The 22,581-nt window shown below is 37.3% G+C and carries 21 protein-coding genes; 14 read left to right on the forward strand and 7 right to left on the reverse strand.

Translation table 11 applies throughout. From position 1 onward, the window contains the following. Window positions 1-111 precede the first annotated feature (111 nt). Genes infB through rimP form a run of 3 tightly spaced genes read right to left on the reverse strand, consistent with a single transcriptional unit; the run spans window position 112 to window position 4,808 of the window. Complete coding sequence (gene infB / locus CWS31_RS13165) at window positions 112-2,793, reverse strand: translation initiation factor IF-2 (protein ID WP_101342729.1); 2,682 nt, start codon at window positions 2,791-2,793, stop codon at window positions 112-114. Window positions 2,794-2,814: 21 nt separating this feature from the next. Further along, window positions 2,815-4,308: a transcription termination factor NusA gene (gene nusA / locus CWS31_RS13170; protein WP_101342728.1), complete on the reverse strand. Its 1,494-nt coding sequence runs from the start codon at window positions 4,306-4,308 to the stop codon at window positions 2,815-2,817. A 44-nt stretch (window positions 4,309-4,352) separates the two neighbouring features. Further along, the gene (gene rimP, locus CWS31_RS13175; RefSeq protein WP_101342727.1) at window positions 4,353-4,808 is read right to left on the reverse strand and encodes a ribosome maturation factor RimP; all 456 of its coding nucleotides are present in this window, start codon (window positions 4,806-4,808) and stop codon (window positions 4,353-4,355) included. A gap of 653 nt (window positions 4,809-5,461) precedes the next feature. Between rimP and CWS31_RS13180 the strand changes: the two genes are divergently transcribed. The 11 genes from CWS31_RS13180 to CWS31_RS13230 all read left to right on the forward strand — a co-directional run bounded on the left by CWS31_RS13180 (window position 5,462) and on the right by CWS31_RS13230 (window position 17,271). Beyond that, window positions 5,462-7,366 (forward strand): EAL domain-containing protein, encoded by a 1,905-nt coding sequence (locus CWS31_RS13180; protein WP_101342726.1) that lies wholly within the window; start codon window positions 5,462-5,464, stop codon window positions 7,364-7,366. A 203-nt stretch (window positions 7,367-7,569) separates the two neighbouring features. After that, entirely contained in the window at window positions 7,570-8,151 is a 582-nt protein-coding gene (gene rsxA, locus CWS31_RS13185; protein ID WP_101342725.1) for an electron transport complex subunit RsxA, read from the forward strand. Window position 8,152: 1 nt separating this feature from the next. Continuing rightward, window positions 8,153-8,722: an electron transport complex subunit RsxB gene (gene rsxB / locus CWS31_RS13190; RefSeq protein ID WP_101342724.1), complete on the forward strand. Its 570-nt coding sequence runs from the start codon at window positions 8,153-8,155 to the stop codon at window positions 8,720-8,722. A 6-nt stretch (window positions 8,723-8,728) separates the two neighbouring features. After that, window positions 8,729-10,996, forward strand: coding sequence for an electron transport complex subunit RsxC (rsxC, locus tag CWS31_RS13195; RefSeq protein ID WP_101342723.1), 2,268 nt, complete (start codon window positions 8,729-8,731; stop codon window positions 10,994-10,996). A gap of 70 nt (window positions 10,997-11,066) precedes the next feature. Beyond that, a complete protein-coding gene (rsxD, locus tag CWS31_RS13200; protein ID WP_101342722.1) occupies window positions 11,067-12,128 on the forward strand; it encodes an electron transport complex subunit RsxD in 1,062 nt (353 codons plus the stop codon). After that, window positions 12,128-12,820 carry an electron transport complex subunit RsxG gene (rsxG, locus tag CWS31_RS13205; protein ID WP_211355835.1) on the forward strand — a complete coding sequence of 231 codons (693 nt, stop codon included), beginning with the start codon at window positions 12,128-12,130 and terminating at the stop codon, window positions 12,818-12,820. Before rsxD ends, rsxG begins: the two co-directional genes overlap by 1 nt. After that, entirely contained in the window at window positions 12,810-13,628 is an 819-nt protein-coding gene (locus CWS31_RS13210) for an electron transport complex subunit E (RefSeq protein WP_101342721.1), read from the forward strand. Before rsxG ends, CWS31_RS13210 begins: the two co-directional genes overlap by 11 nt. Window positions 13,629-13,733: 105 nt before the next feature. After that, a complete protein-coding gene (gene nth / locus CWS31_RS13215) occupies window positions 13,734-14,396 on the forward strand; it encodes an endonuclease III (RefSeq protein ID WP_101342720.1) in 663 nt (220 codons plus the stop codon). Window positions 14,397-14,617: 221 nt separating this feature from the next. Further along, window positions 14,618-15,037 carry a VOC family protein gene (locus tag CWS31_RS13220; RefSeq protein ID WP_101342719.1) on the forward strand — a complete coding sequence of 140 codons (420 nt, stop codon included), beginning with the start codon at window positions 14,618-14,620 and terminating at the stop codon, window positions 15,035-15,037. 174 nt (window positions 15,038-15,211) lie between these two features. Next, the gene (locus tag CWS31_RS13225) at window positions 15,212-15,745 is read left to right on the forward strand and encodes a YaeQ family protein (RefSeq protein ID WP_101342718.1); all 534 of its coding nucleotides are present in this window, start codon (window positions 15,212-15,214) and stop codon (window positions 15,743-15,745) included. 56 nt (window positions 15,746-15,801) lie between these two features. Continuing rightward, the gene (locus tag CWS31_RS13230) at window positions 15,802-17,271 is read left to right on the forward strand and encodes a M28 family metallopeptidase (RefSeq protein ID WP_101342717.1); all 1,470 of its coding nucleotides are present in this window, start codon (window positions 15,802-15,804) and stop codon (window positions 17,269-17,271) included. A 95-nt stretch (window positions 17,272-17,366) separates the two neighbouring features. Here CWS31_RS13230 and CWS31_RS13235 read toward each other — a convergent pair whose 3' ends face one another. Next, window positions 17,367-17,834 (reverse strand): GNAT family N-acetyltransferase, encoded by a 468-nt coding sequence (locus CWS31_RS13235; protein ID WP_101342716.1) that lies wholly within the window; start codon window positions 17,832-17,834, stop codon window positions 17,367-17,369. Between the two features lie 163 nt (window positions 17,835-17,997). Between CWS31_RS13235 and CWS31_RS13240 the strand changes: the two genes are divergently transcribed. The 3 genes from CWS31_RS13240 to CWS31_RS13250 all read left to right on the forward strand — a co-directional run bounded on the left by CWS31_RS13240 (window position 17,998) and on the right by CWS31_RS13250 (window position 19,442). Next, window positions 17,998-18,456 carry a hypothetical protein gene (locus CWS31_RS13240; RefSeq protein WP_101342715.1) on the forward strand — a complete coding sequence of 153 codons (459 nt, stop codon included), beginning with the start codon at window positions 17,998-18,000 and terminating at the stop codon, window positions 18,454-18,456. Between the two features lie 106 nt (window positions 18,457-18,562). After that, window positions 18,563-18,769: a hypothetical protein gene (locus CWS31_RS13245; protein ID WP_101342714.1), complete on the forward strand. Its 207-nt coding sequence runs from the start codon at window positions 18,563-18,565 to the stop codon at window positions 18,767-18,769. Between the two features lie 139 nt (window positions 18,770-18,908). Further along, complete coding sequence (locus CWS31_RS13250) at window positions 18,909-19,442, forward strand: lipocalin family protein (protein WP_101342713.1); 534 nt, start codon at window positions 18,909-18,911, stop codon at window positions 19,440-19,442. 62 nt (window positions 19,443-19,504) lie between these two features. Here the strand turns inward: CWS31_RS13250 and CWS31_RS13255 are convergent, their stop codons facing one another. The 3 genes from CWS31_RS13255 to CWS31_RS13265 all read right to left on the reverse strand — a co-directional run bounded on the left by CWS31_RS13255 (window position 19,505) and on the right by CWS31_RS13265 (window position 22,473). Beyond that, window positions 19,505-19,813, reverse strand: coding sequence for a hypothetical protein (locus tag CWS31_RS13255; protein WP_101342712.1), 309 nt, complete (start codon window positions 19,811-19,813; stop codon window positions 19,505-19,507). 159 nt (window positions 19,814-19,972) lie between these two features. After that, the gene (locus CWS31_RS13260; RefSeq protein WP_101342711.1) at window positions 19,973-21,589 is read right to left on the reverse strand and encodes a PfaD family polyunsaturated fatty acid/polyketide biosynthesis protein; all 1,617 of its coding nucleotides are present in this window, start codon (window positions 21,587-21,589) and stop codon (window positions 19,973-19,975) included. A 596-nt stretch (window positions 21,590-22,185) separates the two neighbouring features. Beyond that, complete coding sequence (locus CWS31_RS13265) at window positions 22,186-22,473, reverse strand: GIY-YIG nuclease family protein (RefSeq protein ID WP_101342710.1); 288 nt, start codon at window positions 22,471-22,473, stop codon at window positions 22,186-22,188. Window positions 22,474-22,581 lie beyond the last annotated feature (108 nt).

Genomic DNA, 22,581 nt, shown 5'->3' on the forward strand with positions numbered 1-22,581 from the left:
TTGCTTTAGATTGAAGTTAATTTTGTCGAGAGCAAAGAGGAAGCACGGAATTGACGAATGTCAATGAGTACTACCGATGCCGCTATCGGCAAAATTAGCAATAATATAAAGTTACAGCGAGCGCTTGATTTCGACTGTTTCGAAAACTTCTATTTGATCGCCAACTCGCACGTCGTTGTAGTTCTTAACACCGATACCACACTCAGTACCGTTACGAACTTCTTGAACATCGTCTTTAAAGCGACGTAATGATTCAAGTTCACCTTCGTAAATAACCACGTTATCACGTAATACACGAATTGGTGCGCTACGTTTAATAAGACCTTCAGTAACCATACAACCAGCAATAGCACCAATTTTTGGTGATTTAAACACATCACGAACTTGGGCTAAACCAATGATCTCTTGCTTGAATTCTGGCGCTAGCATACCGCTCATTGCCGCTTTAACTTCTTCAATTAATGCATAGATAACACTGTAGTAACGTAAATCAATATTTTCTGAATCAATAACTTTACGCGCTGAAGCATCAGCACGAACGTTAAAACCAACTACAATCGCGTTAGACGCAGCAGCTAAAGTAGCATCTGTTTCAGTGATAGCACCAACACCTGAGCCAATTATTCTTACTTTAACTTCTTCAGTAGATAAGTTAAGTAATGAATCAGTAATTGCTTCAAGTGAACCTTGAACATCAGACTTGATAACAACATTTACTTCTGAAATTTCACCATCAGCCATACTTGCAAACATATTTTCAAGTTTAGCTTTTTGTTGACGAGCAAGTTTCACATCGCGGAACTTACCTTGACGGAATAGAGCAACTTCACGTGCTTTTTTCTCATCTTTTACAACAGTTGCTTCATCACCCGAAACTGGAACACCACTTAAACCAATAATTTCTACAGGAATAGATGGACCGGCAGATTTAATATCTTTACCATTTTCATCACGCATAGCACGTACACGACCATACTCTAAACCACAAAGCACGATATCACCTTGGTTTAATGTACCTTCTTGTACAAGAATTGTAGCAACTGGACCACGACCTTTATCTAGTTTAGATTCAACCACAACACCACTTGCCATTTTATCAACAACAGCCGTTAATTCTAATACTTCAGATTGTAGTAAAATAGCATCAAGTAGTTCATCAATACCTAAACCAGTTTTAGCAGATACATGACAGAATTGAACGTCTCCACCCCACTCTTCTGAAAGCACACCGTGTTGTGATAATTCACTTTTAACACGATCAGGATCTGCGCCTTCTTTATCCATTTTGTTTACTGCAATAATAATTGGCGCTTCAGATGCTTGCGCATGTTGAATCGCTTCAACTGTTTGTGGCATAACACCATCATCAGCAGCAACAACAATAATTACAATATCTGTTGCTTTAGCACCACGAGAACGCATTGCTGTAAAGGCAGCATGTCCCGGAGTATCTAAGAAAGTGATCATACCGTGACCAGTTTCTACATGGTAAGCACCAATATGTTGAGTAATACCGCCAGCTTCACCTGCTGCTACTTTCGCTTCACGAATGTGATCAAGTAATGACGTTTTACCGTGATCTACGTGACCCATAATAGTAACAACTGGTGCACGTGTAATTTCTTCACCAGTATGACTGCGATCAGCAAGTACAGCTTCTTCTAAAGCATTCTCTTTCACAAGTACTACTTCAAAGCCCATTTCTTCAGCAACAAGCGCTGCAGTTTCTTGGTCAATAACTTGGTTGATGGTCGCCATAGCGCCCAACTTGAACATTGCTTTAACTACTTCAGCGCCTTTCTTAGCCATTTTATTCGCTAGTTCTGCAACTGAAATAGTTTCGCCGATACGAATATCTTGTACTTTAGTTTCAACAGGTTTAGTAAAACCATGTTTTAAACTTTGTGGTGCTGATAACGTTTGCTTACGACCTTTAGGATTACGACCGCCGCGGGCAGCTGTTTTATCATTAGGTTTTTTCTTACGACGACGGCCAGCGCCTTCATCTGCAGCATCAACTTTATCTTCAGCTTCTTGTGCGTATTTTGAAGAAGTTACATGAACTACTTCTTTTTCTTTCGCTTTACGTTCAGCTTCTTGCTCTTTCCAACGAACTTCGTTTTCTTCTGCTAGTTTTTTAGCTGCTTCTGCCGCTGCTGCTGCTTCTGCTTCAACTTTAGCCGCAAGTTCTTTTTCTTGGATCAAACGAAGTTTTTTAGCTTCTTCGCTTTCAGCAACTTTTTCTGGTGCTTTTTCAATGTTTTTAGATTTTTCAATCGCAGCTTGCTTAGCTTTAGCTGCTGCTTCTGCTTTTGCCGCCGCTTTACGTTCAGCTTCAACTTCTGCTTTAGCTGCTGCAACGCCTTTAGCGTTTTCTGCTTCTTTAGCTGCTGCTTCTGCCTTTGCCGCTTCAGCTGCTGCTGCCGCTTCTGCTACTTTAATTGCTTCAGCTTCTGCTTTTGCCGCTTCTTCCGCTAACTTTTCATCTTCAACATCGCTACGCTTAACGTAAGTGCGTTTTTTGCGTACTTCAACATTAACTGACTTTGCTTTACTACCATGACCCATAGTCAAGGTAGATTTAGTTTTGCGATTTAAGGTAAGTTTATTCGGTTTTGATTCCGAATCGTCACCATGTTGTTTTTTAAGGTGGCCTAGTAAGGCTTCCTTTTCATCTTGCGAAATAGCATCGGTAGCCGATTTATTCACGCCTGAGTCAGCTAATTGACTAACTAAGCGATCCACCGGCGTTCCGATTTCTTTGGCAAGTTCTGCTACTGTTATTTCTGCCATCTATATAATTCTCCGGTGTTATTATTCTTCGTTAAACCAACAAATATTACGTGCGGCCATGATTAGCTCACCCGCTTTGGTTTCATCTAATTCTTCAATATCGCTTATTTCATCGATACCTTGTTCAGCTAAGTCTTCTAAGGTGCGAATTCCACGACTTGCTAAAACAAAGGCTAAGTGACGTTCTAAACCGTCAAGGTCAAGTAGGTCTTGTGCAGGCTCTGCACCTTCTAATGTTTCTTCGCTAGCGAGTGCTTGTGTTGTTAACGCTTCTTTAGCGCGTTCACGAAGCTCTTCGATAATTTCTTCCGTTAAACCATCAATGTCTAACATTTCAGAAACAGGGACATACGCTATTTCTTCTAAAGAAGTGAAACCTTCTTCAGCAAGTAAAGTAGCGAAGTCTTCATCAAGGTCTAACTTATCAATGAATAAGTTTAAAACTTTATCATTTTCTGCTTGATGCTTTTCTTTCATAGCAGCAACTGTCATTACGTTTAGTTCCCAACCAGTTAATTGGCTAGCTAAACGAATGTTTTGACCACTACGACCAATGGCCATTGCTAAGTTGCTTTCTTCAACAGCAATATCCATCGTACCTTTATCTTCATCAACAATGATTGAGGCAACTTCAGCTGGAGACATAGCATTGATAACATATTGTGCTACGTTGTCATCATATAATACGATATCAACACGCTCGCCACCTAACTCACTAGATACGGCTTGTACACGTGAACCACGCATACCAACACAAGCACCTACTGGGTCAATACGTTTGTCATTACTTTTCACGGCAATTTTCGCACGAGAGCCAGGATCACGAGCTGCGCCCTTTATCTCAAGCATTTCTTCGCCAATCTCTGGTACTTCAACACGGAAAAGCTCAATAAGCATTTCAGGTTTAGTACGGCTTACAAATAATTGTGCGCCACGTGCTTCTGGTTTAATTTCATATAATAAACCACGAACACGATCGCCTGGACGGAATGTTTCGCGTGGTAACATGTCGTCACGATAAATAATCGCTTCAGCATTGTTACCTAAGTCAATAATTACACTTTCACGGCTTGCTTTTTTAACAACACCAGTAACTATTTCACCAAGTTGGTCTTGATATGCATCAACAATTAAAGCACGTTCCGCTTCGCGAATTTTTTGTACAATAACTTGTTTTGCTGTTTGTGTTGTTACACGGTCAAATTTAACTGACTCAATTTGATCTTCTGCATAATCACCCACATTTAATGATGGGTCGTCAAATTGCGCTGCCGCTAGACCAATTTCTGCATATGGGTTGTCCATTGGCGTACCATCTTCAATGATCAACCAACGACGAAAAGTATCAAATTCGCCACTAATGCGGTCAATAGCAACACGTACTTCAATGTCACCTTCGTATTTTTTCTTGGTAGCTGTTTCTAAAGCTGTTTCCATTGCTTCAAAAATGCTTTCTCGTGGTAATGCTTTTTCATTAGAAACAGCATCAACAACCAGTAATATTTCCTTACTCATGCTACTTAGCCTTTATTTTTATGTGATCTGATTTGATTTAAGGTTTAAAATTTTGCGACAAGATTCGCTTTAACTATATTGCTAAAAGCAAGTTCATAGTCAATGCCGTCAACTTCTACTATTAGGGTATCATTTTCAATGGCAACTAAAGGCCCTTTAAATTTACGACGACCGTTTAATGGCATCGATAATTTTAAATTAACTGTTTCACCAATAACTTCTTGGTAATGGGCTAATTCAAATAAAGGACGATCAACGCCTGGTGATGAAACTTCTAGGCTATACTCACTGCTAATAGGATCTTCAACATCAAGTAAGGCACCTACTTGGCGACTTACTTCTGCGCAATCATCAACATTAATGCCATTTTCATGGTCAATAAACAAACGTAAAACCGAATTATTACCGGCACTAAGGTATTCAATACCTAACAAGCTTTTACCTGTTTCTTCAACGGCTGGTCTTAATAACTCAGTTAGTTTTTGCTCAAATTTAGCCAAGCGGTTTCTCCTGTTACTTTGCCCGATGGTTAGAATTCATCATGACATAATATAAATTTTAGATATAAAAAAAGGGCATATAGCCCGTCGAAATCTTTCAATTATTGTTCTTTAATTACTGCTTTTCGTAATAAAAATTCAGTCTTTAAAAAACAAAAAACCCCAAAACAGGGGCTTAATTCACTGTTTCCCCCTAGAAAAGCAAAATATAATAAGCTTAATCTAGTTATTAATAGTAATACTATTAAAAATATTAATAAGAATATAAACATTATTACGCGGTGTGAACAACGTTCTCTATGTTTATTCAGTGACATCTTACCAAGTTCTATTGAGGTAAATTATATCGTGACGTATTAATAAGCGCAAGAGGCATATGGCATTATCATTGATAAAATTTACTTATTTAACGACTTAATTAAACCTAAAATACAGAACCACTTAATTTAAATAGATAGATTAATATAATTTATATTTTACAATGCGTTACTATTGAACCTATAATATAGCTATTATTTTATACAATTAATTACAGTATGATGCCGGTTTAATTCCAGAGTAACGCCAGAGTAATACCAGTATAGTGCGAGTGTGTTAATAGTACTGAGGATACCTCCTCTAGCTAGATTTTAAACGGAGTATTTAATTTCATTATGTATAAATTTTCTAAATTATTTTTTAAAAACCTCACATTTTCACTGATCTTTATTATAGTATTTTCTGCTATCTTATTTTCTTTGCTTTTTGGCTATGTTGATAATAAAACTCAAAAACATCAACAAAGCATACAAGCTATTAGTCAAGTTTTTGTTGGTAACGAACAACCAATCGAAGATGTTGCGCGTCAATTTGCCTCAGTATTAACAACAAGTGCGGATTATCAAACCTTAGTAATTAAAAATAATAGCAATGTATTATTCAATTATGAAAATACAGAACTTCATCTTATTGATTCTTTCTTAGCGCAACGTAAAACAGTTTCTGCGGGCAAGCTCGGCTTACAAATTCAATACCAATTAAGCTTTTCTGAGGTTATTCACTTTTTAACGCAATTATTTATTGGTGTCTTAATTTTAACTTTTATTTTTGCTTTTATCGCGGCAAAATTAAATTACAAACTGCAAACTATAATTTTCCAAGTTATTGGGAAAGAAATAAGTAACGAACTGGCACAAATTAACAATGGCGATTTCATTACTAAAAAGAGCGTTATTAATAAATCTTTCGAAATACCCGCGTTACAAGAAGGAATTGATGAAATACGTGCTTTGATGACCGAACAATTTAAAAACACTTCAAATTTAGAAGTTGAAGCACATGTAGACAATTTAACTGGTCTTGATAATAGAAACCGCTTTGTACAGTATTATGAAAATGAAATAGTACGCGAAAGCCCAGTTAATTACGGTGTTTTACTTATTACCCGCTGTACTGAATTACAAACTATTAACCAAGTTCAAGGTTACAATTCTGGTGATATATACATATTAAAAGTTGTTGAGATCATCAAGAAAACTTTAATAAATAAGCCAACAGGGAAAGTTTTCCGTTTAAACAGCTCTGATTTCGCCACAATATTACCTAATGAACAACTTAAAGCTGCTGAAGATTTTGCAAGTGAATTAAAAATTAAATTTGATGATTACCAACGCGTTAATGAACTAGATTCAGTCGCTTTTAGCGGATTAGTCTATTTTGATAAATCAAAACCATTAGGTGAATTATTGGCGTTAGCAGATACTGGAGTAAGTATTGCACAAACGCAAAAAACCAACTCTTGGTATTCACAAACAGATGTTAATATTTTAACAAATAATAGTGCTAATTTTGGCAGTCAAAATTGGCGACAAGAAATTGAAAGCGTTTTGGCTGCAGGTCGAGTAAAACTTTTACTACAACCAATTCAGCCAAGTGGTCGTAATAGTAAAGTATACAGTGAAATTTTAGCGCGATTCTTAAATGCTAACGATGATATGTTACCTACTGCTACCTTTATTGCGATGGCTGAAAAACTCGATAAAATTATTGAAGTAGATCGTCTTATAATAGAAACAGCCATTAAAGAAATCACCACGAAAAACATGCTAGACAGCAGTTTTGGGATTAATATTAGTTCTCGTAGTATTAATGATGAACATTTTATGATTTGGTTAGAGCGAAAATTATTACGTGAACCTGCTGCTGCGCCGCGTTTAGTATTTGAAATATCAGAGCTTGGTTTACAACAAAATATTAAAACAGCAAAGCGTTTGGTAGCTGTATTACATCGTGTTGGTTCACGAGTAACGGTTGAGCGTTTTGGAGTTGGTTTAACTTCATTTAAGTTTTTTAGGGATTTAACGCCTGATTATATTAAAATGGACAGCTCATATACACGTGATATTGATGATGATAAAAATAACCAATACTTCTTACGCTTGATGGTAGATTTAGCCCATCGACTTGGCATAAGTGTTCTTGCTGAAAGTGTAGAGAGCCAAGAAGAGAAACATACATTAGAGAAACTCTTTATTGATGGTTGCCAAGGTTACTATGTTGGCAAGCCTTCTGATTTGTAAACATGGTTATTGACTAATACCATAAAGCCGAATAATTATGTTATTCGGCTTTTTTATACACTTTAATATTACTCTTTGAGCAACACAACACAGCAAAAGTTAAATAAATACCAATACCCTTACTACCGATAGTGTTGTTATATAATTGAAAAACGCGGATAATAGCTGCTTTATTATTAATAACCTAATGACCTTATAAGTAAATGACTGATTACCTATTACTACTCGTTGGCACCGTCCTTGTAAATAATTTTGTTTTAGTGCAATTCCTTGGACTATGTCCTTTTATGGGCGTTTCTTCTCGTACTGAAACTGCTATAGGTATGTCATTTGCTACCGTGTTTGTTATGACCTTAGCTTCATTGTTAAGTTATTTAGTTACAACCTATCTATTGGTACCACTTAATCTTGAGTACCTTACTACTATGAGCTTTATTTTAGTGATTGCCGTTGTCGTGCAATTTACTGAAATGGTTGTGCATAAAACCAGTGCGAGTCTTTACCGCTTATTAGGTATTTTCTTACCACTAATTACGACTAACTGTGCGGTATTAGGTGTTGCTTTACTTAATTTAAGGTTAGAGCATGGCTTTTTTGAATCAATTATTTACGGTTTTGGTGCCGCACTCGGCTTCTCTTTAGTGTTAATTATGTTTTCAGCGATGCGCGAAAAATTAGCCAACGCCGATGTGCCAAGTCCTTTTAAAGGTACGGCAATTGCAATGATCACTGCCGGTTTAATGTCATTAGCGTTTCTAGGTTTTTCCGGTTTGGTGAATATTTAACATGAATATCCTTCTTGCTATTTTAGTATTAGGCGGTATTGCTGCCGTATTCGGTGCATTACTCGGTTATGCTTCTATTCGTTTTAAAGTTGATGCCGATCCTATTGTTGAACAACTTGATGCCCTACTACCCCAAACTCAATGTGGTCAATGTGGTTACCCTGGCTGTAAACCATACGCTCAAGCCGTTGCTGACGGTGAAGCTATTAATAAATGTGCACCTGGCGGTGAAGATACCATTAAAAAAATAGCCGATTTAATGGGTGTTGAAGTTCAACCATTGGATGAAAGTCATGTAAAAGGCGATGTTGCGCAAAGTAATCGACCGAAAGTCGCCTTTATTATTGAAGAAGACTGTATTGGCTGTACCAAATGTATTCAAGCCTGCCCTGTTGACGCTATTATTGGCGCCGCAAAACAGATGCATACCATTATAATTGATGAATGTACTGGCTGTGATTTATGTGTTGCTCCTTGCCCTGTTGATTGTATTGAAATGCGTGAGATACCAGAAACCATACATAATTGGCAATGGGATTTAAACAGTATTCCAGTCAAACAGGTAAATTAGGAGATTATGATGGAATCAGTCATAGCACGTATCACGCGTGGTCAGTTCTGGGACTTTCATGGTGGCATTCACCCGCCTGAACAAAAAACATTAACCTCAACAAAGCCCATAAAACAGCTTACGTTACCTAAACAGTTAATTATTCCTCTACAGCAACATATTGGCCTTGAAGGCGATGTGTTGGTAAGCATTGGAGAGCATGTATTAAAAGGCCAACCATTAACAGGCAGTACTAACCCAATGGAGGTGCCAATTCATGCACCAACTAGTGGTACTATTACTGCAATAAAAATGTCGGTTATTGCACACCCTTCAGGCTTAGAGCAATTATGTATATTTCTTGATGTTGATGGTTTAGATACTTGGCGTAAACGCATTGTTTGTCCTGATTTATCTTTGTTATCAAACCACGAAATCATTGAAAAAATAGCTGATTCAGGTATTGCTGGCATGGGTGGTGCTGGTTTTCCAACGCATATAAAAGCCAACAGTAAGCCTGATATTAACTTTCTAATAATCAATGGCGCTGAGTGTGAACCGTATATTACTTCTGATGACTTATTAATGATGGAGCAAAGTATTGCCATTGTTGATGGCATAGAAATACTTGATAGATTATTATCCCCTGCCTTTATTTTAATTGGCATAGAAGATAATAAGCCTAAAGCGATCAAAGCATTACAACAAGCTACTAAAGATAATGAAAAGATAAAAGTTTGTGTTGTACCAACAAAATACCCTATTGGTGGCGAAAAACAGTTAATTCACACCTTAACGGGCCAAGAGGTCCCTGCTGGTCAATTACCTATTCATAGTGGTATTGTCATGCAAAATGTGGCGACTTGTTTTGCTATTAATGAAGCAGTCAGACATGACACGCCGCTTATTCGCCGTGTTGTTACTGTTACTGGTCAAGCCTTGAATAAACCACAAAACGTTTGGGCATTAATTGGCACGCCAATTAACTTCTTACTTGAACAATGTGAAGTTGAAGCCATTGAAAATGTTAAACAACCGGTCATTATGGGCGGCCCAATGATGGGCTTTAGTATTGCAAGTGACATTGTGCCAATTATTAAAACTAGTAACTGTATTTTAGTACCTAGTAAAAAAGAAATGCCAAGCGCATTTGAAAAAGAAAGCCAAGAGGTAGAATGTATTCGTTGCGGCCAATGTAGTGATGTGTGTCCAAGTAACTTATTACCACAAGAGTTGCAATGGAGCGCAAAAGCAAAAGATCACCCTCAATTACAGAAACTCAATTTAAGTGACTGTATTGAATGCGGTGCTTGTGCTTACGTATGCCCAAGTCAAATTCCACTCGTACATTACTATCGAATTGCTAAAGCAGAAATCAGAGAGCAGCATCAACTCGATTTAAAAGCAGAAAAAGCCAAAGTTCGTTTTGAAGCGCGAAAAATGCGTTTAGAAAAAGAAAAAATAGCTCGCCAAGAAAAAAACAAAAAAGCCGCGGCAGCACGCAAAGCGGCCATGAATAAAGCTACACCAGAAGCAACGGGCGCTAAATCAGCTGTTGCTGCCGCGTTAGCGAGAGTAAAAGCTAAAAAAGCCGCCCAAGAAAATCCTGAAGTAACAAAACCAGTGGATTCAGCTGAAGTGTCAACAGTTGAAGTTTCGGCTACTGAAATAGTAAACGATCAAAAATCACAAGTGGCCGCTGCAATTGCTCGAGCTAAAGCAAAAAAGAAACTGAAAGAAGCTAGTGCTCAGCAATCTGAAGCTAGTACAACAAATACTGAACCTAATAAAATTAGTGAAAATAACGCAGAAACTGAGCAGCCAACAGATCAAAAATCAAAAGTGGCCGCCGCAATAGCCAGGGCTAAAGCAAAAAAGAAATTGAAAGAAGCTAGCGCACAACAAGCAGAGACAAAGAATACAGAGACTGAAATTACCACGGTAACTGAAAACACTATCGGTAAAGAAACTATCCCTGAAAAAAGTATCTCTGAAAAAAAACATACTGGCAAAACGGACCTTGCTAAAGCCGGAAAACATAATAGCGACACCAATATCGATACTGATACCGACACTAATACCAGTGACATTAGTGACATAAGCAACGCTAACATTACTAATACTAACGATATAGCAAGTGAATTGGTGCATGCGGCTATACCCGCTGCTATAGATAAAAAGGCTAAAATGGCCGCAGCTATCGCTAAAGCAAAAGCGAAGAAAAAATTAAAAGATGCGGCAACAAAAGAATCAGCTGCGATTTTACTCAATGAAGATAAAAAAGACAGCAATTAATTATGAAGCCGACAATACTAGATTTAAACAATCATCACCCGCGAAATAAACCAACGAGTCGATATAAATAATGGCATTTTGGATAGCAAGTTCACCACATAATCATAACCATACCAAAACCCCAAATTTAATGCGTTTGGTTATTTTAGCTACAATACCAGGTGTTTTTGCTCAATGGTATTTCTTTGGTTGGGGTAACTTAATTCATATTGGTTTAGCAATGATTACCGCTCTGCTTAGTGAATTTATCGTCCTATCGCTACGTAAAAAACCAATCGCCCACCATTTATTAGATGGTAGTGGTCTATTAACCGCACTTTTAATTGGTATCTGTTTACCGGCATTAACGCCTTGGTGGATATCAGTTATTGGTACCCTATTTGCGATTGTTATTGTTAAACAACTTTATGGTGGTTTAGGACATAATCCATTTAACCCTGCAATGGCGGGTTATGTCATGCTCCTAGTGTCTTTCCCTATACAAATGACACTTTGGCAACCTCCCTTAAGTTTATTAACGGTTGATTTAAATTTTGCCAATACCTTAACCACGATTTTAACCGGTTTTACCGTTGAAGGTTATTCAGTTGAACAAGTACGTACCAGTATCGATGGTATTACCATGGCAACCCCCCTTGATACTTTAAAAACAAATTTAGGTTTAGGTTTTACTGTACTTGAAACTATTACTAGCCCGGTATTTGGCGAGAACTTCTCGTTAGGTTGGGAATGGGTAAATGCGGGATTTTTACTTGGTGGTTTATTTCTACTCACCAAAAAAGCCATTGCTTGGCAAACACCAGTAAGCTTTTTATTAAGTATCTTTGTTTGTTCATTTATCGGTTATAGCATCAATCCTGATGCAAACCCTTCTACTATGTTTCATTGGTTTTCTGGTGCTACTATGCTTGGTGCCTTTTTTATCTTAACCGATCCGGTAACGGGTGCTACGAGTAATAAAGGTAGGCTTATTGTCGGTGCTCTTGCGGGCTTATTAGTGTATTTAATTCGCACCCTTGGAGGTTATCCTGATGGGGTAGCTTTTGCTGTTTTACTTTGTAATATGTCAGCACCATTAATTGATCAATACACACGCCCTCGCACTTATGGCCATGCTAAGGGAGAAAAATAATGTCTGATAAAGAAAGTAAAACTAACTCACCATTAACTTTAGCTATAACACAAAATACAAAAATTTTAGCCTTATTCGCTATTGCCTGTACGTTAACGGTAAGTGCCGTAAGCGAACTCACCAAAGATCGGATTAAAGTACAAGAGCAACAACAGCTATTAAATACTTTACATTCAATTATTGATCCCAGTCGTTATGATAACGACATAGCCAACGATTGTATTTTAATGAACTCTCCAGAATTAGGCACAGATAAAATCAACACGGCTTATATCGCTCGAAAAGCAGGACAAGTGGTCGCCGTAGCAATTACAAGTACTGCGGCACAAGGTTATAATGGCAATATTGACTTCATCATGGCCATTAATAATGATGGCAGTGTTAATGGTGTTCGCGTACTAAAGCATCAAGAAACTCCTGGTTTAGGTGACAAAATAGAATTAAGAAAAAGTGATTGGATCAACAGTTTTACTGGTAAACGTATACAATCTGAAGACGATAGTAGATGGGCGGTCACAAAAGACAACGGTATATTTGATCAGTTCACTGGAGCAACTATTACCCCCCGCGCTGTGGTCAAAGGTGTAAAAAACACTTTACTTTATTTTAACGAAAACAAAGTGAATTTATTAAACTCCCCTAATGCCTGCGCTAAAGACATCGCAATAAATGAGGCTGCTAATGAGCAATAATATAGCCCCACAAAGCACTAACTCAGACATAAACACTGAGCAAGTAAACGACACAATTGCAGCTGATGCAGCTCAAGAAGCAGCACGTAAAGCAGAGTTGAAATTAGCAGCCAAAGCTGAATACAAAGAACTCGCTATTCAAGGCTTATGGAAAAACAATCCTGGTTTAGTACAACTACTTGGCTTATGTCCACTATTGGCTGTAACATCAACCGTGACCAACGCATTAGGTTTAGGCTTGGCGACCTTGCTTGTATTGATTTGTTCAAACATTACCGTATCAGCGATCCGCCACTGGGTTCCAAAAGATATTAGAATACCTATTTTTGTATTAATCATTGCCGCTTTTGTTACTTGTGTACAATTACTGATGAATGCGTTTACTTACGGAATTTACCAATCATTAGGTATTTTTCTGCCGCTAATTGTGACCAACTGCGCCATTATCGGTAGAGCTGAAGCCTATGCATCTAAAAACCCCGTTAAACAAGCTGCATTCGATGGCCTTATGATGGGGCTAGGTTTCGCATTGATCTTAATTTTATTGGGTGTTATACGTGAAATATTAGGTCAAGGTACCTTATTTGACGGTGCTGAGTTACTGTTAGGTGACTGGGCAAGCGGTTTAAAAATACAAGTAATGCAACTTGATACACAGTTTTTATTGGCTATTTTACCCCCGGGTGCCTTTATCGCTATGGGTATCTTAATTGCACTTAAAAACGCTATAGACAGTCATATAAAAGCTAAACAAGCGGTAAAAGGTGAAAAAGTTATTGAACGAGTACGTGTTAACTTCGACTCTTAGTTAATTTTAACCTTAACTGTAGTCGCTTATAACCATGCTTTACTTTTCCAATAACGAATAAAAAATAACGAATAAAAAATAACGAATAACAGCACAGAGTAGATAATGAATAAAAACAAACGCATAGAAATTTTAACACGACTTCGTGACAATGATCCTGAACCAACCACAGAGTTAAATTTTTCTACGCCGTTTGAATTACTCATTGCTGTACTTTTGTCAGCGCAAGCAACCGATGTTGGGGTTAATAAAGCTACCGATAAACTTTACCCTATAGCGAATACGCCCCAGGCTATATTAGATCTTGGTCTTGATGGCTTAAAAAGCTATATCAAAACCATTGGTTTATTTAATACCAAAGCGGTAAACACCCTTAAAACCTGTCAAATGTTAGTTGATTTACACGGCGGAGAAGTACCTGAAAACAGAGCTGCTTTAGAAGCTTTACCAGGCGTTGGTCGTAAAACTGCCAATGTTGTGCTAAATACCGCTTTTGGTTGGTTAAAAGATAATGAAGGTAAATACTTTTTAGCGGTTGATACTCATATTTATAGACTTGCCAACAGAACTAAATATGCGCCAGGTAAAACGGTTGAACAAGTTGAAGCTAATATCATCAAGCTTACCCCTAACAAAACCGAGTTTATGTTTAACTTACATCACTGGTTTATATTGCATGGTAGATATACCTGTACCGCCAAAAAACCTAAATGTGGCTCGTGTATTATTGAAGATCTTTGTGAGTTTAAAGAAAAGTCTGAAAACTAATAAACCTGTAAGTACATGAAAAATTTGCGCGTCAATAGCGAGTCTATTGATATTAAATTTGATACGGTAATAAGGAAAAACAGCGGTTAGAATGCAAGTTATTACCCAAGCTCAGATTAATAAACCTTCTTCGCTTAAAACACATCACGAAAGCCATGTATTATATGTTATTTTATTCAATTTATTTTTTAACTTATCAATCCTAACTATAAGAGAACCTTATGAAGTTTTTACATTCCATGGTACGTGTACGTGATTTAGACCAGTCACTTGATTTCTATGTTAGTAAACTTGGTTTAATTGAAACTAAACGTATCGAAGTGCCTGCAGGTGAGTTCACACTTATTTATCTAGCGACAGAAATAGGTGCGCCAGAAGTTGAGCTTACATACAACTGGGGCTCTACCGAAAATTATGATACGGGTCGAAGTTTCGGCCATCTAGCTTTTGAAGTTGATGATATTTATCAAACTTGCCAAAATCTTCAAGACAATGGTGTTACTATTAACCGCCCTCCTCGCTGTGGAAATATGGCTTTCATTAAATCACCTGATGGCATATCAATTGAGTTATTACAAAAAGGTAAACCATTAGCACCACAAGAGCCATGGTTGAGTATGGAAAATATTGGCACTTGGTAACGTTAGTACTTGGCCTTCTTATTTAGCATCGCAACATAAATCGCTAAAAAGCATTTAACTTAACCACTAAATAAAAATAAAAGGCTCTGAATATCATTATTGATGATCATAGCCTTTTGGTATGTGGGCTTCATACTGTTATGATAAGCCTTTATTTTCTAATCCAGAAACATCATGGCCCTAAAAGCAACTATATACAAAGCCAATATCGAACTTGCCGATATGGATCGCAATTATTATCAAAGCTTGCAACTAACCGTTGCTCAACACCCATCAGAAACACCACAACGATTAATGGTGCGTATACTCGCTTATATTCTTAACGCGCATGAAGACTTACAATTTGGTAAAGGTTTGAGTGATGAAAATGAAGCCACTATCTGGCAAGTTAACTATAGCGATGAAATTGAATTATGGATTGAACTTGGTCAATTAGATGAGAAACGCTTAAAGAAAGCTTCTAATCAAGCTAAAAACGTCAAGTTATATTGTTACGGCAGCAGTGTTAATACCTGGTGGTCACAAACAGAGCAAAGTTTGAAAAAATTTGATAAATTAACTGTAGAGCAGTTTGAGCAATCTACCTGTGACGCTTTAGTAAATTTACTCAGCCGCAATATGGATTTTCAATGTAGCATTCAAGATGGCCAATTGTGGTTAACATCAGGCGATGAAACCTTATTGGTGGAAACACTGAAACTCAAATAAACTGTGTTTAACAATATTAGCTAATACATTAAAATATCGCTTATTAAAGGCTACTTATGACTAATCAACAATTCAAACCACTAAATGTTGTAACACAGCTAACGCTATTTACCGTTACCAGTGTAGTACTCACTAGTTGTACTCATTTGGGCTATGATCAGAGTCAGGTAAATCACACGCCATCCCCAACACTTGATAACACCATCACGCTATCGCAAGTTAGTAATGATGTCGCTTATTTATCGAGTGATGCGATGCAAGGTAGAGATAATTTTTCTTCCGAAATTCACATTGCTGCCGACTATATCGCTCAGCGTTTTAGTGAAGTGGGGTTAACACCTGCCCCAAGCGCACCCAATTTTAAGCAAAATTACACTGTACAACAGATTAAACCTAGCAGCATTGAAGTAAAAATTAATGGACAAATTATTAAGCAAAATTCATTAGCTATGGCAACTACAGTTGCAAAGGTTAACTGGGATACCAATTCACTAGCCATTAACTCAATACCAAATACTGCTACGGTAAGTGCCTCAGCAGTTAACCTTGAGATAATTGGTGAAAACGTCAATATGCGTAAAGCTTTGAGTGAATTAAACCACCAAGGTGGCCAACATTTAGTATTGCTTCATCCCAAACATGAAAAGAGCTTCAAGCGCTACCAAAGTTACTTTGCCAACGGTCTAACTTCACTCGTTACTAAGTCAGCAGTTAAACATAATGGCGTTATTATTATTGCTTTAACTGATATCAGTAAAGTAAAGCAATTAACCGTAAACGCTAAGGCGACTGTTAAAAACACCCAGTTAAGTAATGTTGTGGGTATCTTACCAGGTAAAAGTAAAGCAAATGAGATCGTGCTTTATTCAGCACATTATGATCATTTAGGTGTTAAAGAAAGTACTCCCCCTGTTGGCGCTAAGCAAGTAACTGGTGATATTTTCAATGGTGCAGATGATGATGCATCAGGTGTTTCAGCCATCATTAACTTAGCCAATTATTTTGCTAAAACAGATAATAATGAAAGAACATTAATGTTTACTGCCTTTAGTGCTGAAGAAATAGGTGGTTTTGGATCGCGTTATTTCTCTGAGCAAATAAATCCTAACAAGATCACTGCAATGATAAATATTGAAATGATAGGAAAACCCTCAATGTTTGGTGAAGGTAGTGTTTGGATGACAGGTATGGATCGTTCAAATTTAGGTGAGCAATTAAACCAAACTTTAGCCGCTGATCATCTAAAAGTTTATGCCGATCCCTACCCTACAGAAAATTTATTTTATCGCTCGGATAATGCCACGTTGGCGCGTTTAGGTGTGCCAGCGCATAGCTTTAGTAGTACCCAACTAGATAAAGACCCGCATTATCATCAAGCCACTGATGATATTAATAGCTTGAATTTACCGTCAATGTTAACCGTAATAAAAACACTGGCGTTAGCGACTACACCACTCGCTAAAGGCACAATGACCCCGTTACGTATAGATGCCACCAAGGTTGATAATAAGGGCTTAATTTACTAGTGTTGGGCTAATTGTGTTATTTTTTTGGGGGATTACCGGTTCAGCTTCGGTTATGGTTAATGGTTAATGGTTAATGGTTAATGGTTAATGTCACATTAGGCGGCTATAACCTCTAATGGGCAACGTAATTGAAACTCTAATCTATTTTTCTTTTCAACTTGAAAACCATGGCGTAAATACAACCCCCTTGCAGGATTTTTTAATAACACGTTTAAAGTAATAGGTAATCGTAATTGTAAGGCGCGTTTTTTTACTACACTAATCACCTTACTACCAATTCCTTTTCGCTGATATTTAGGCATTATTTGTAGTTGTCTGATGTGAAGACTTTTGTGGGTGTTATCTAGCGCAACCACACCCATTTTTAATAAGCCAATAGGCTTACGGTCTACCAAGATGATATGGCTGTCGTAAAAGTGCTCTTTAATGCGCTCTAGGTGCTGTTCATCTGTCATGCGAATGTTCGCCATGAGTAAATGCTGTGTCATAGTTTTTCTGCGTAGCGATAACAAAAAATCAATATCATCATTTTGTACTTTTCTAAAGCCAACTGTAAACTTCATCTACGTTTCCTAAAAACAGTGTTAATTTACCGATTCTACAGATGCATCATCTAATCTATATTAAACGCATTTTATCACTATAAGTTAAACTTGGCTTCGCTAAAAAGAAAGCTTTTATGATACGATAAATGATTAATTTAAGAAGAAATAATAAGGAAACAATATGCTTAATGAAAATATGTTTACGATAGTTAAAGATTTTATTGCAAAGTTATTCACTTTCCTCTTTTTAGGTTTAGCTTTGGCTATTTTATTTTCATTATTTAGAACCGTAATAACTGGTATTATTAATGGTATTGATATTATGGAAATATTTTTGGGTAGTGTTAATACTGGCATTATCGCACTTGCGGTATTTGAGCTAGCTTTGGTTATCCAAAAAGAATATTCAGGCAAAGATAAAGAAAAGAAAGATAATGCCATTGCTGGTATCAGAAGAACAGTACCTCGCTTCATAGGCACAGTTTGTGTTGCTTTATCACTCGAGGGTCTGATTATGGTAATTAAATATAGTCAGTTAGATTTAGCAGGTAATTTATATTATCCCGTTGCGATTATATCAAGCACAGCATTACTTTTAGGTGCTTTAGGTTTATTTATCCATTTAACTAAAGATAACTAAAATAATATAACCAAATAGAGATCACAACATTCAAAACAATGTTCCCCACCCCTTTAATCTTATTATATTGCCTCTATTAGGCAGCATATACACATGAGTACACGTTATGAATTTTAGCACTGTAGAGTTAGGTTTGATGGTTTTATCAATCATGATTATCATAGCCGCGATTAGCTATTACCTTGGTTTACGTAAAACAGAGGCTCCTGTTAAAGCCGCCGCTTTGGGCTTTGTATTTTCGGTAATTCCTGTATTAGGTATTATCTATGTCCTTTACCTAGCATCTAAAGATGACATCATTAAAACAGAATAAAGTTTTTAAATAAATGATAGTAAGGGATTTTAAAATAAATGCCCTGTATTGGATTGTTTAGTATACGTATAAACTAGACCACACAATTAATGGAACTGGTATTACTTCAGCATTATCTAAATATAATTGAGAGGTTCACATGAATAAAGCATTGTTAATCATTATTACAGTGCTCACATTAGTTATCAGCGGCTGTTTAGGAATGCCAAAGCCGGTAAAACCTGTCTCAGATTTTGAATTAACTAAATATTTAGGTAAATGGTATGAAATAGCTCGGCTCGATCATTCCTTTGAACGAGGACTAAGCCAAGTTTCTGCCCAGTACAGTCTTAAAGACGATGGCGGCGTGTTAGTTATTAACCGCGGTTTTTCTACTACAGATAATGAGTGGCAACAAGCTGAAGGTAAAGCTTACTTTGTTGATAGCAGTACCGAGGGCTATTTAAAAGTATCTTTTTTTGGCCCTTTTTATGGCAGTTATGTCATTTTTGAATTAGAGCATGAAAACTATCAATATGCCTTTGTCTCAGGTCCTAATACCGATTATCTTTGGTTATTATCCAGAACCCCTACCGTTGCCCCAGAAGTCATGGAAAAGTTTATAACAATGTCTAAAGCGCGTGGTTTTAATACACAAGAGATAATTGTGGTAGACCAAACGCCTAAAACTTAGGTATAAGTTATAGATACTAAACTCAGAACTAGCATCTAAAACCTAAACACTAAGTGATAATTTTAAGTATTAGATGCGATCACACTAACGAAGTGTCCGTAATAGAGTTTCTTGCCAACTAGCTGTTCTATTTTGGCAGCACTTGGGTAACTAGACCATTGCTCGCTACTCGCCTTAACAGCCTCAATATTCGCCCACGTTAAATGCCAACAAATCTCTTCTTCATTATCTGTTTTGACTAATATTTGATGCTCAAGAATGTTTTTTTTATTCGCATTAATTTCACTAAATAGTGATTCACTTAACGCTAAAACTCGCCCTAAGTTAGCCTTGGTTACTTCAAAAACGGCAAACTCTGTGCATTTAGTCATAATTATCTCTAGCCCTTTATTTACGAAGAATATAAAGTATCGCGTTACCGGTTTATACAATTATTAAAGGTTATAATTGCTGATAGTAGTTGATAGTACTAACAGCTTAAAGACTTACCTTATTAATCGCCCAAATTACTATATTTAAAATTAATTTTATTAATCTTCACATCGATATCCAGCTAGTTCAGTTGATAAAGTCACACCCTGTAATTTAAGTTGATTAATACGTTGCAAATACGCTGCGCCTTTGAGTAAATGCAAAGCAACATCAACTGCATAACGACGAGTGTAATCTTCAAGATAAGTACCTTTTACCCAACTATTAAATGCGCCTAAACTCGGTCCTGCCCAAATTTGATAGTCCATTTCTCGGCCTTTTTCACCAGTATTAGACCAACGTGAACTTAGCCCTAAGTACCATCTAAAAATTAATGCCATTTTACGTTTCGGGCTTGATTGCGCGCGCGCCAGCATTTCAGGATCGCGTTCACTAAAAAATGCTTCAGTGCCTGCCCACACCTCATCTAAGTTTGCTCTGAATATTTGTTTCTCTATTTTTTCACGCTCGGCAGCTGGAATAGCTTCAATAGAATCGTAATTTACGTACAATTCATAAAGCTTTTTAGCACGCATAGCAAACATAGAGCCTCGTTTAACTACTTGTAATTTAACGCCCATTTCAAACATATCAGCAGCTGGTGCCATAGTAACATCAGCCATTTCAACATTTGCTAACAGTTTACGTGTATGGTCACTTGCCCCTGCTTCAACACAGCTTTGGTTAACTGATCCAAGTACAACATAGGCCGCGCCCATATTAAAAGCCGCAATAGTTGATTCTGGAGTACCAATCCCCCCACCTGCGCCAACTCGCAACGCTGGAGAAAAGTTGTATTTAGCTTGTATTTCATCGCGCAGAGCGATGATAGTCGGCAATAAGGTTAAAAATGGACGGTTATCAGTATGCCCGCCAGAATCTGCTTCTGCGGTTATATCATCAGCCATAGGCACGCGTTTAGAAAGCTCTGCTTGCAAAGGTGTCACCTTGCCCTGACTAAGCAGTTTATCAACCAATTTTTGCGGTGCAGGCTCCATAAAGCGACGCCCTACTTCAGTACGTGACACTTTAGCGATAACTTTATTACCGATATTCACGCTACCATCGCTGTTTTCAGATAATCCAGCTAAACGATACCAAACAATATGTTCGGTCAAACCAAGATATGCTGAGGCTTCTACGGTTTTAACGCCTAGTTTAATAAAGCGTTCAACCGCACCGCGCTCTAAAGCCTCTTCCGCAGGAGCATGTATTAAGTTAACCGCATAAGGGCCATTAGGTAACTGCGCTTGAATACGCTTGATTGACTCTTCGATGACATCAGGTATTAAGCCCGCCGCACCAAATGAACATAACAAACCCGCTTTCCCTAACGCCACTACTAATTCAACAGAGGCAATACCATTAGCCATTGCGCCGCCATGATAGGCATACTTAACGCCATGTTGCTTTTTAAAAGCATCATCGCCTAAATCTTGTGGTGAAAGCTTTTGCGCAAAAGCGAGTACTGGGGTAGTGCTATCAACTTGAGTTTTGTCATTAGATGAAAGCGAGTTAGTTACACCTAATCCTGCTTCTGTTTTAGCAAGGTAAACAGGGGTATTTAAGTCCATCAAAGCTGACTTTATTTGTACATCACTAATACTAACGTCTTGTATATTAACCTGCCATGCCCAATCAATAGCTCTGGCATCATTTAATTCTATGTTTGACATCTCTTTCCTATAAATCTTGTAATATTTTTATTCGTTTAAATCTGTTTATATCGTTTTATCTTAATAACTTTGCTAGTTTCTGATAATACTTAACTCTCTAAGATGACAATGGATTCCCGCTAAGATAACGCGGGAATGACGACTGCAAAGCTAAAAGTTTAATACTCATACTAATCTCGTCATACCCGAATTGTCTTGATAGCTCTATGCCAGCCAATATGACAGTGGATTCCCGACAAGACAACGCGGGAATGACGACTGCAAAGCTAAAAGTTTAATACTCATACTAATCTCGTCATGCCAAAATCACTTGATAACACTGACCCCGCTAAAATGACAGTGGATTCCCGCCAAAACAACACGGGAATGACGGCTGCAAAGCTAAAAGTTTAATATTCATGCTAATCACTTCATACCTGAATTGTCTTGGTAGCTCTATGCCAGCCAATATGACAGTGGATTCCCGCCAAGACAACACGGGAATGACGACTGCAAAGCTAAAAGTTTAATACTCATGCTAATCACTTTATGCCCGTCACACCAACCACGTCATACCCGAAGTATCTTGTCGGGTATCCATTTTTTTCATTACTTGATTAAAGAATACCATCGTACAAATCTAGCCAATTTGGGTTGTTTTTTTCAATTAATCTTACTTTCCAAGCTCTGTTCCATTTTTTTAATACTTTTTCGCGACTAATCGCATTTTCCATATCGTCAAATTGTTCGAAGTAAACTAGAGTATTAATTCGATAATCCTCCGTAAAACCACTAACAACTTTATTCTTATGCTGCCAAATACGTTTTTGTAAATTACTAGTTACACCAATATATAAAGTGCCATTTTTTTTACTTGAAAGAATGTATACACACGGTTTTTTCATCTTATCATCCTTGATAATTATTAAAGCTAATAGCCTAGATTCCCGAGTTAGTTTAGCGGGAATAATAACTAAGGATTGACAATCACGCTAACCAAGTTATATCCGCCA

Source organism: Colwellia echini, from assembly GCF_002843355.2.
GTDB lineage: Bacteria > Pseudomonadota > Gammaproteobacteria > Enterobacterales > Alteromonadaceae > Colwellia > Colwellia echini.

What these genes read in the sequence shown, in the direction of transcription:
- infB (WP_101342729.1), bottom strand. Translation starts at nt 2,793, where the DNA reads ATGGCAGAAATAACAGTAGCAGAACTTGCCAAAGAAATCGGAACGCCG.
- nusA (WP_101342728.1), bottom strand. Translation starts at nt 4,308, where the DNA reads ATGAGTAAGGAAATATTACTGGTTGTTGATGCTGTTTCTAATGAAAAA.
- CWS31_RS13180 (WP_101342726.1), top strand. Translation starts at nt 5,462, where the DNA reads ATGTATAAATTTTCTAAATTATTTTTTAAAAACCTCACATTTTCACTG.
- rsxA (WP_101342725.1), top strand. Translation starts at nt 7,570, where the DNA reads ATGACTGATTACCTATTACTACTCGTTGGCACCGTCCTTGTAAATAAT.
- rsxB (WP_101342724.1), top strand. Translation starts at nt 8,153, where the DNA reads ATGAATATCCTTCTTGCTATTTTAGTATTAGGCGGTATTGCTGCCGTA.
- rsxC (WP_101342723.1), top strand. Translation starts at nt 8,729, where the DNA reads ATGATGGAATCAGTCATAGCACGTATCACGCGTGGTCAGTTCTGGGAC.
- rsxD (WP_101342722.1), top strand. Translation starts at nt 11,067, where the DNA reads ATGGCATTTTGGATAGCAAGTTCACCACATAATCATAACCATACCAAA.
- rsxG (WP_211355835.1), top strand. Translation starts at nt 12,128, where the DNA reads ATGTCTGATAAAGAAAGTAAAACTAACTCACCATTAACTTTAGCTATA.
- CWS31_RS13210 (WP_101342721.1), top strand. Translation starts at nt 12,810, where the DNA reads ATGAGCAATAATATAGCCCCACAAAGCACTAACTCAGACATAAACACT.
- nth (WP_101342720.1), top strand. Translation starts at nt 13,734, where the DNA reads ATGAATAAAAACAAACGCATAGAAATTTTAACACGACTTCGTGACAAT.
- CWS31_RS13220 (WP_101342719.1), top strand. Translation starts at nt 14,618, where the DNA reads ATGAAGTTTTTACATTCCATGGTACGTGTACGTGATTTAGACCAGTCA.
- CWS31_RS13225 (WP_101342718.1), top strand. Translation starts at nt 15,212, where the DNA reads ATGGCCCTAAAAGCAACTATATACAAAGCCAATATCGAACTTGCCGAT.
- CWS31_RS13230 (WP_101342717.1), top strand. Translation starts at nt 15,802, where the DNA reads ATGACTAATCAACAATTCAAACCACTAAATGTTGTAACACAGCTAACG.
- CWS31_RS13235 (WP_101342716.1), bottom strand. Translation starts at nt 17,834, where the DNA reads ATGAAGTTTACAGTTGGCTTTAGAAAAGTACAAAATGATGATATTGAT.
- CWS31_RS13240 (WP_101342715.1), top strand. Translation starts at nt 17,998, where the DNA reads ATGCTTAATGAAAATATGTTTACGATAGTTAAAGATTTTATTGCAAAG.
- CWS31_RS13245 (WP_101342714.1), top strand. Translation starts at nt 18,563, where the DNA reads ATGAATTTTAGCACTGTAGAGTTAGGTTTGATGGTTTTATCAATCATG.
- CWS31_RS13250 (WP_101342713.1), top strand. Translation starts at nt 18,909, where the DNA reads ATGAATAAAGCATTGTTAATCATTATTACAGTGCTCACATTAGTTATC.
- CWS31_RS13255 (WP_101342712.1), bottom strand. Translation starts at nt 19,813, where the DNA reads ATGACTAAATGCACAGAGTTTGCCGTTTTTGAAGTAACCAAGGCTAAC.
- CWS31_RS13260 (WP_101342711.1), bottom strand. Translation starts at nt 21,589, where the DNA reads ATGTCAAACATAGAATTAAATGATGCCAGAGCTATTGATTGGGCATGG.
- CWS31_RS13265 (WP_101342710.1), bottom strand. Translation starts at nt 22,473, where the DNA reads ATGAAAAAACCGTGTGTATACATTCTTTCAAGTAAAAAAAATGGCACT.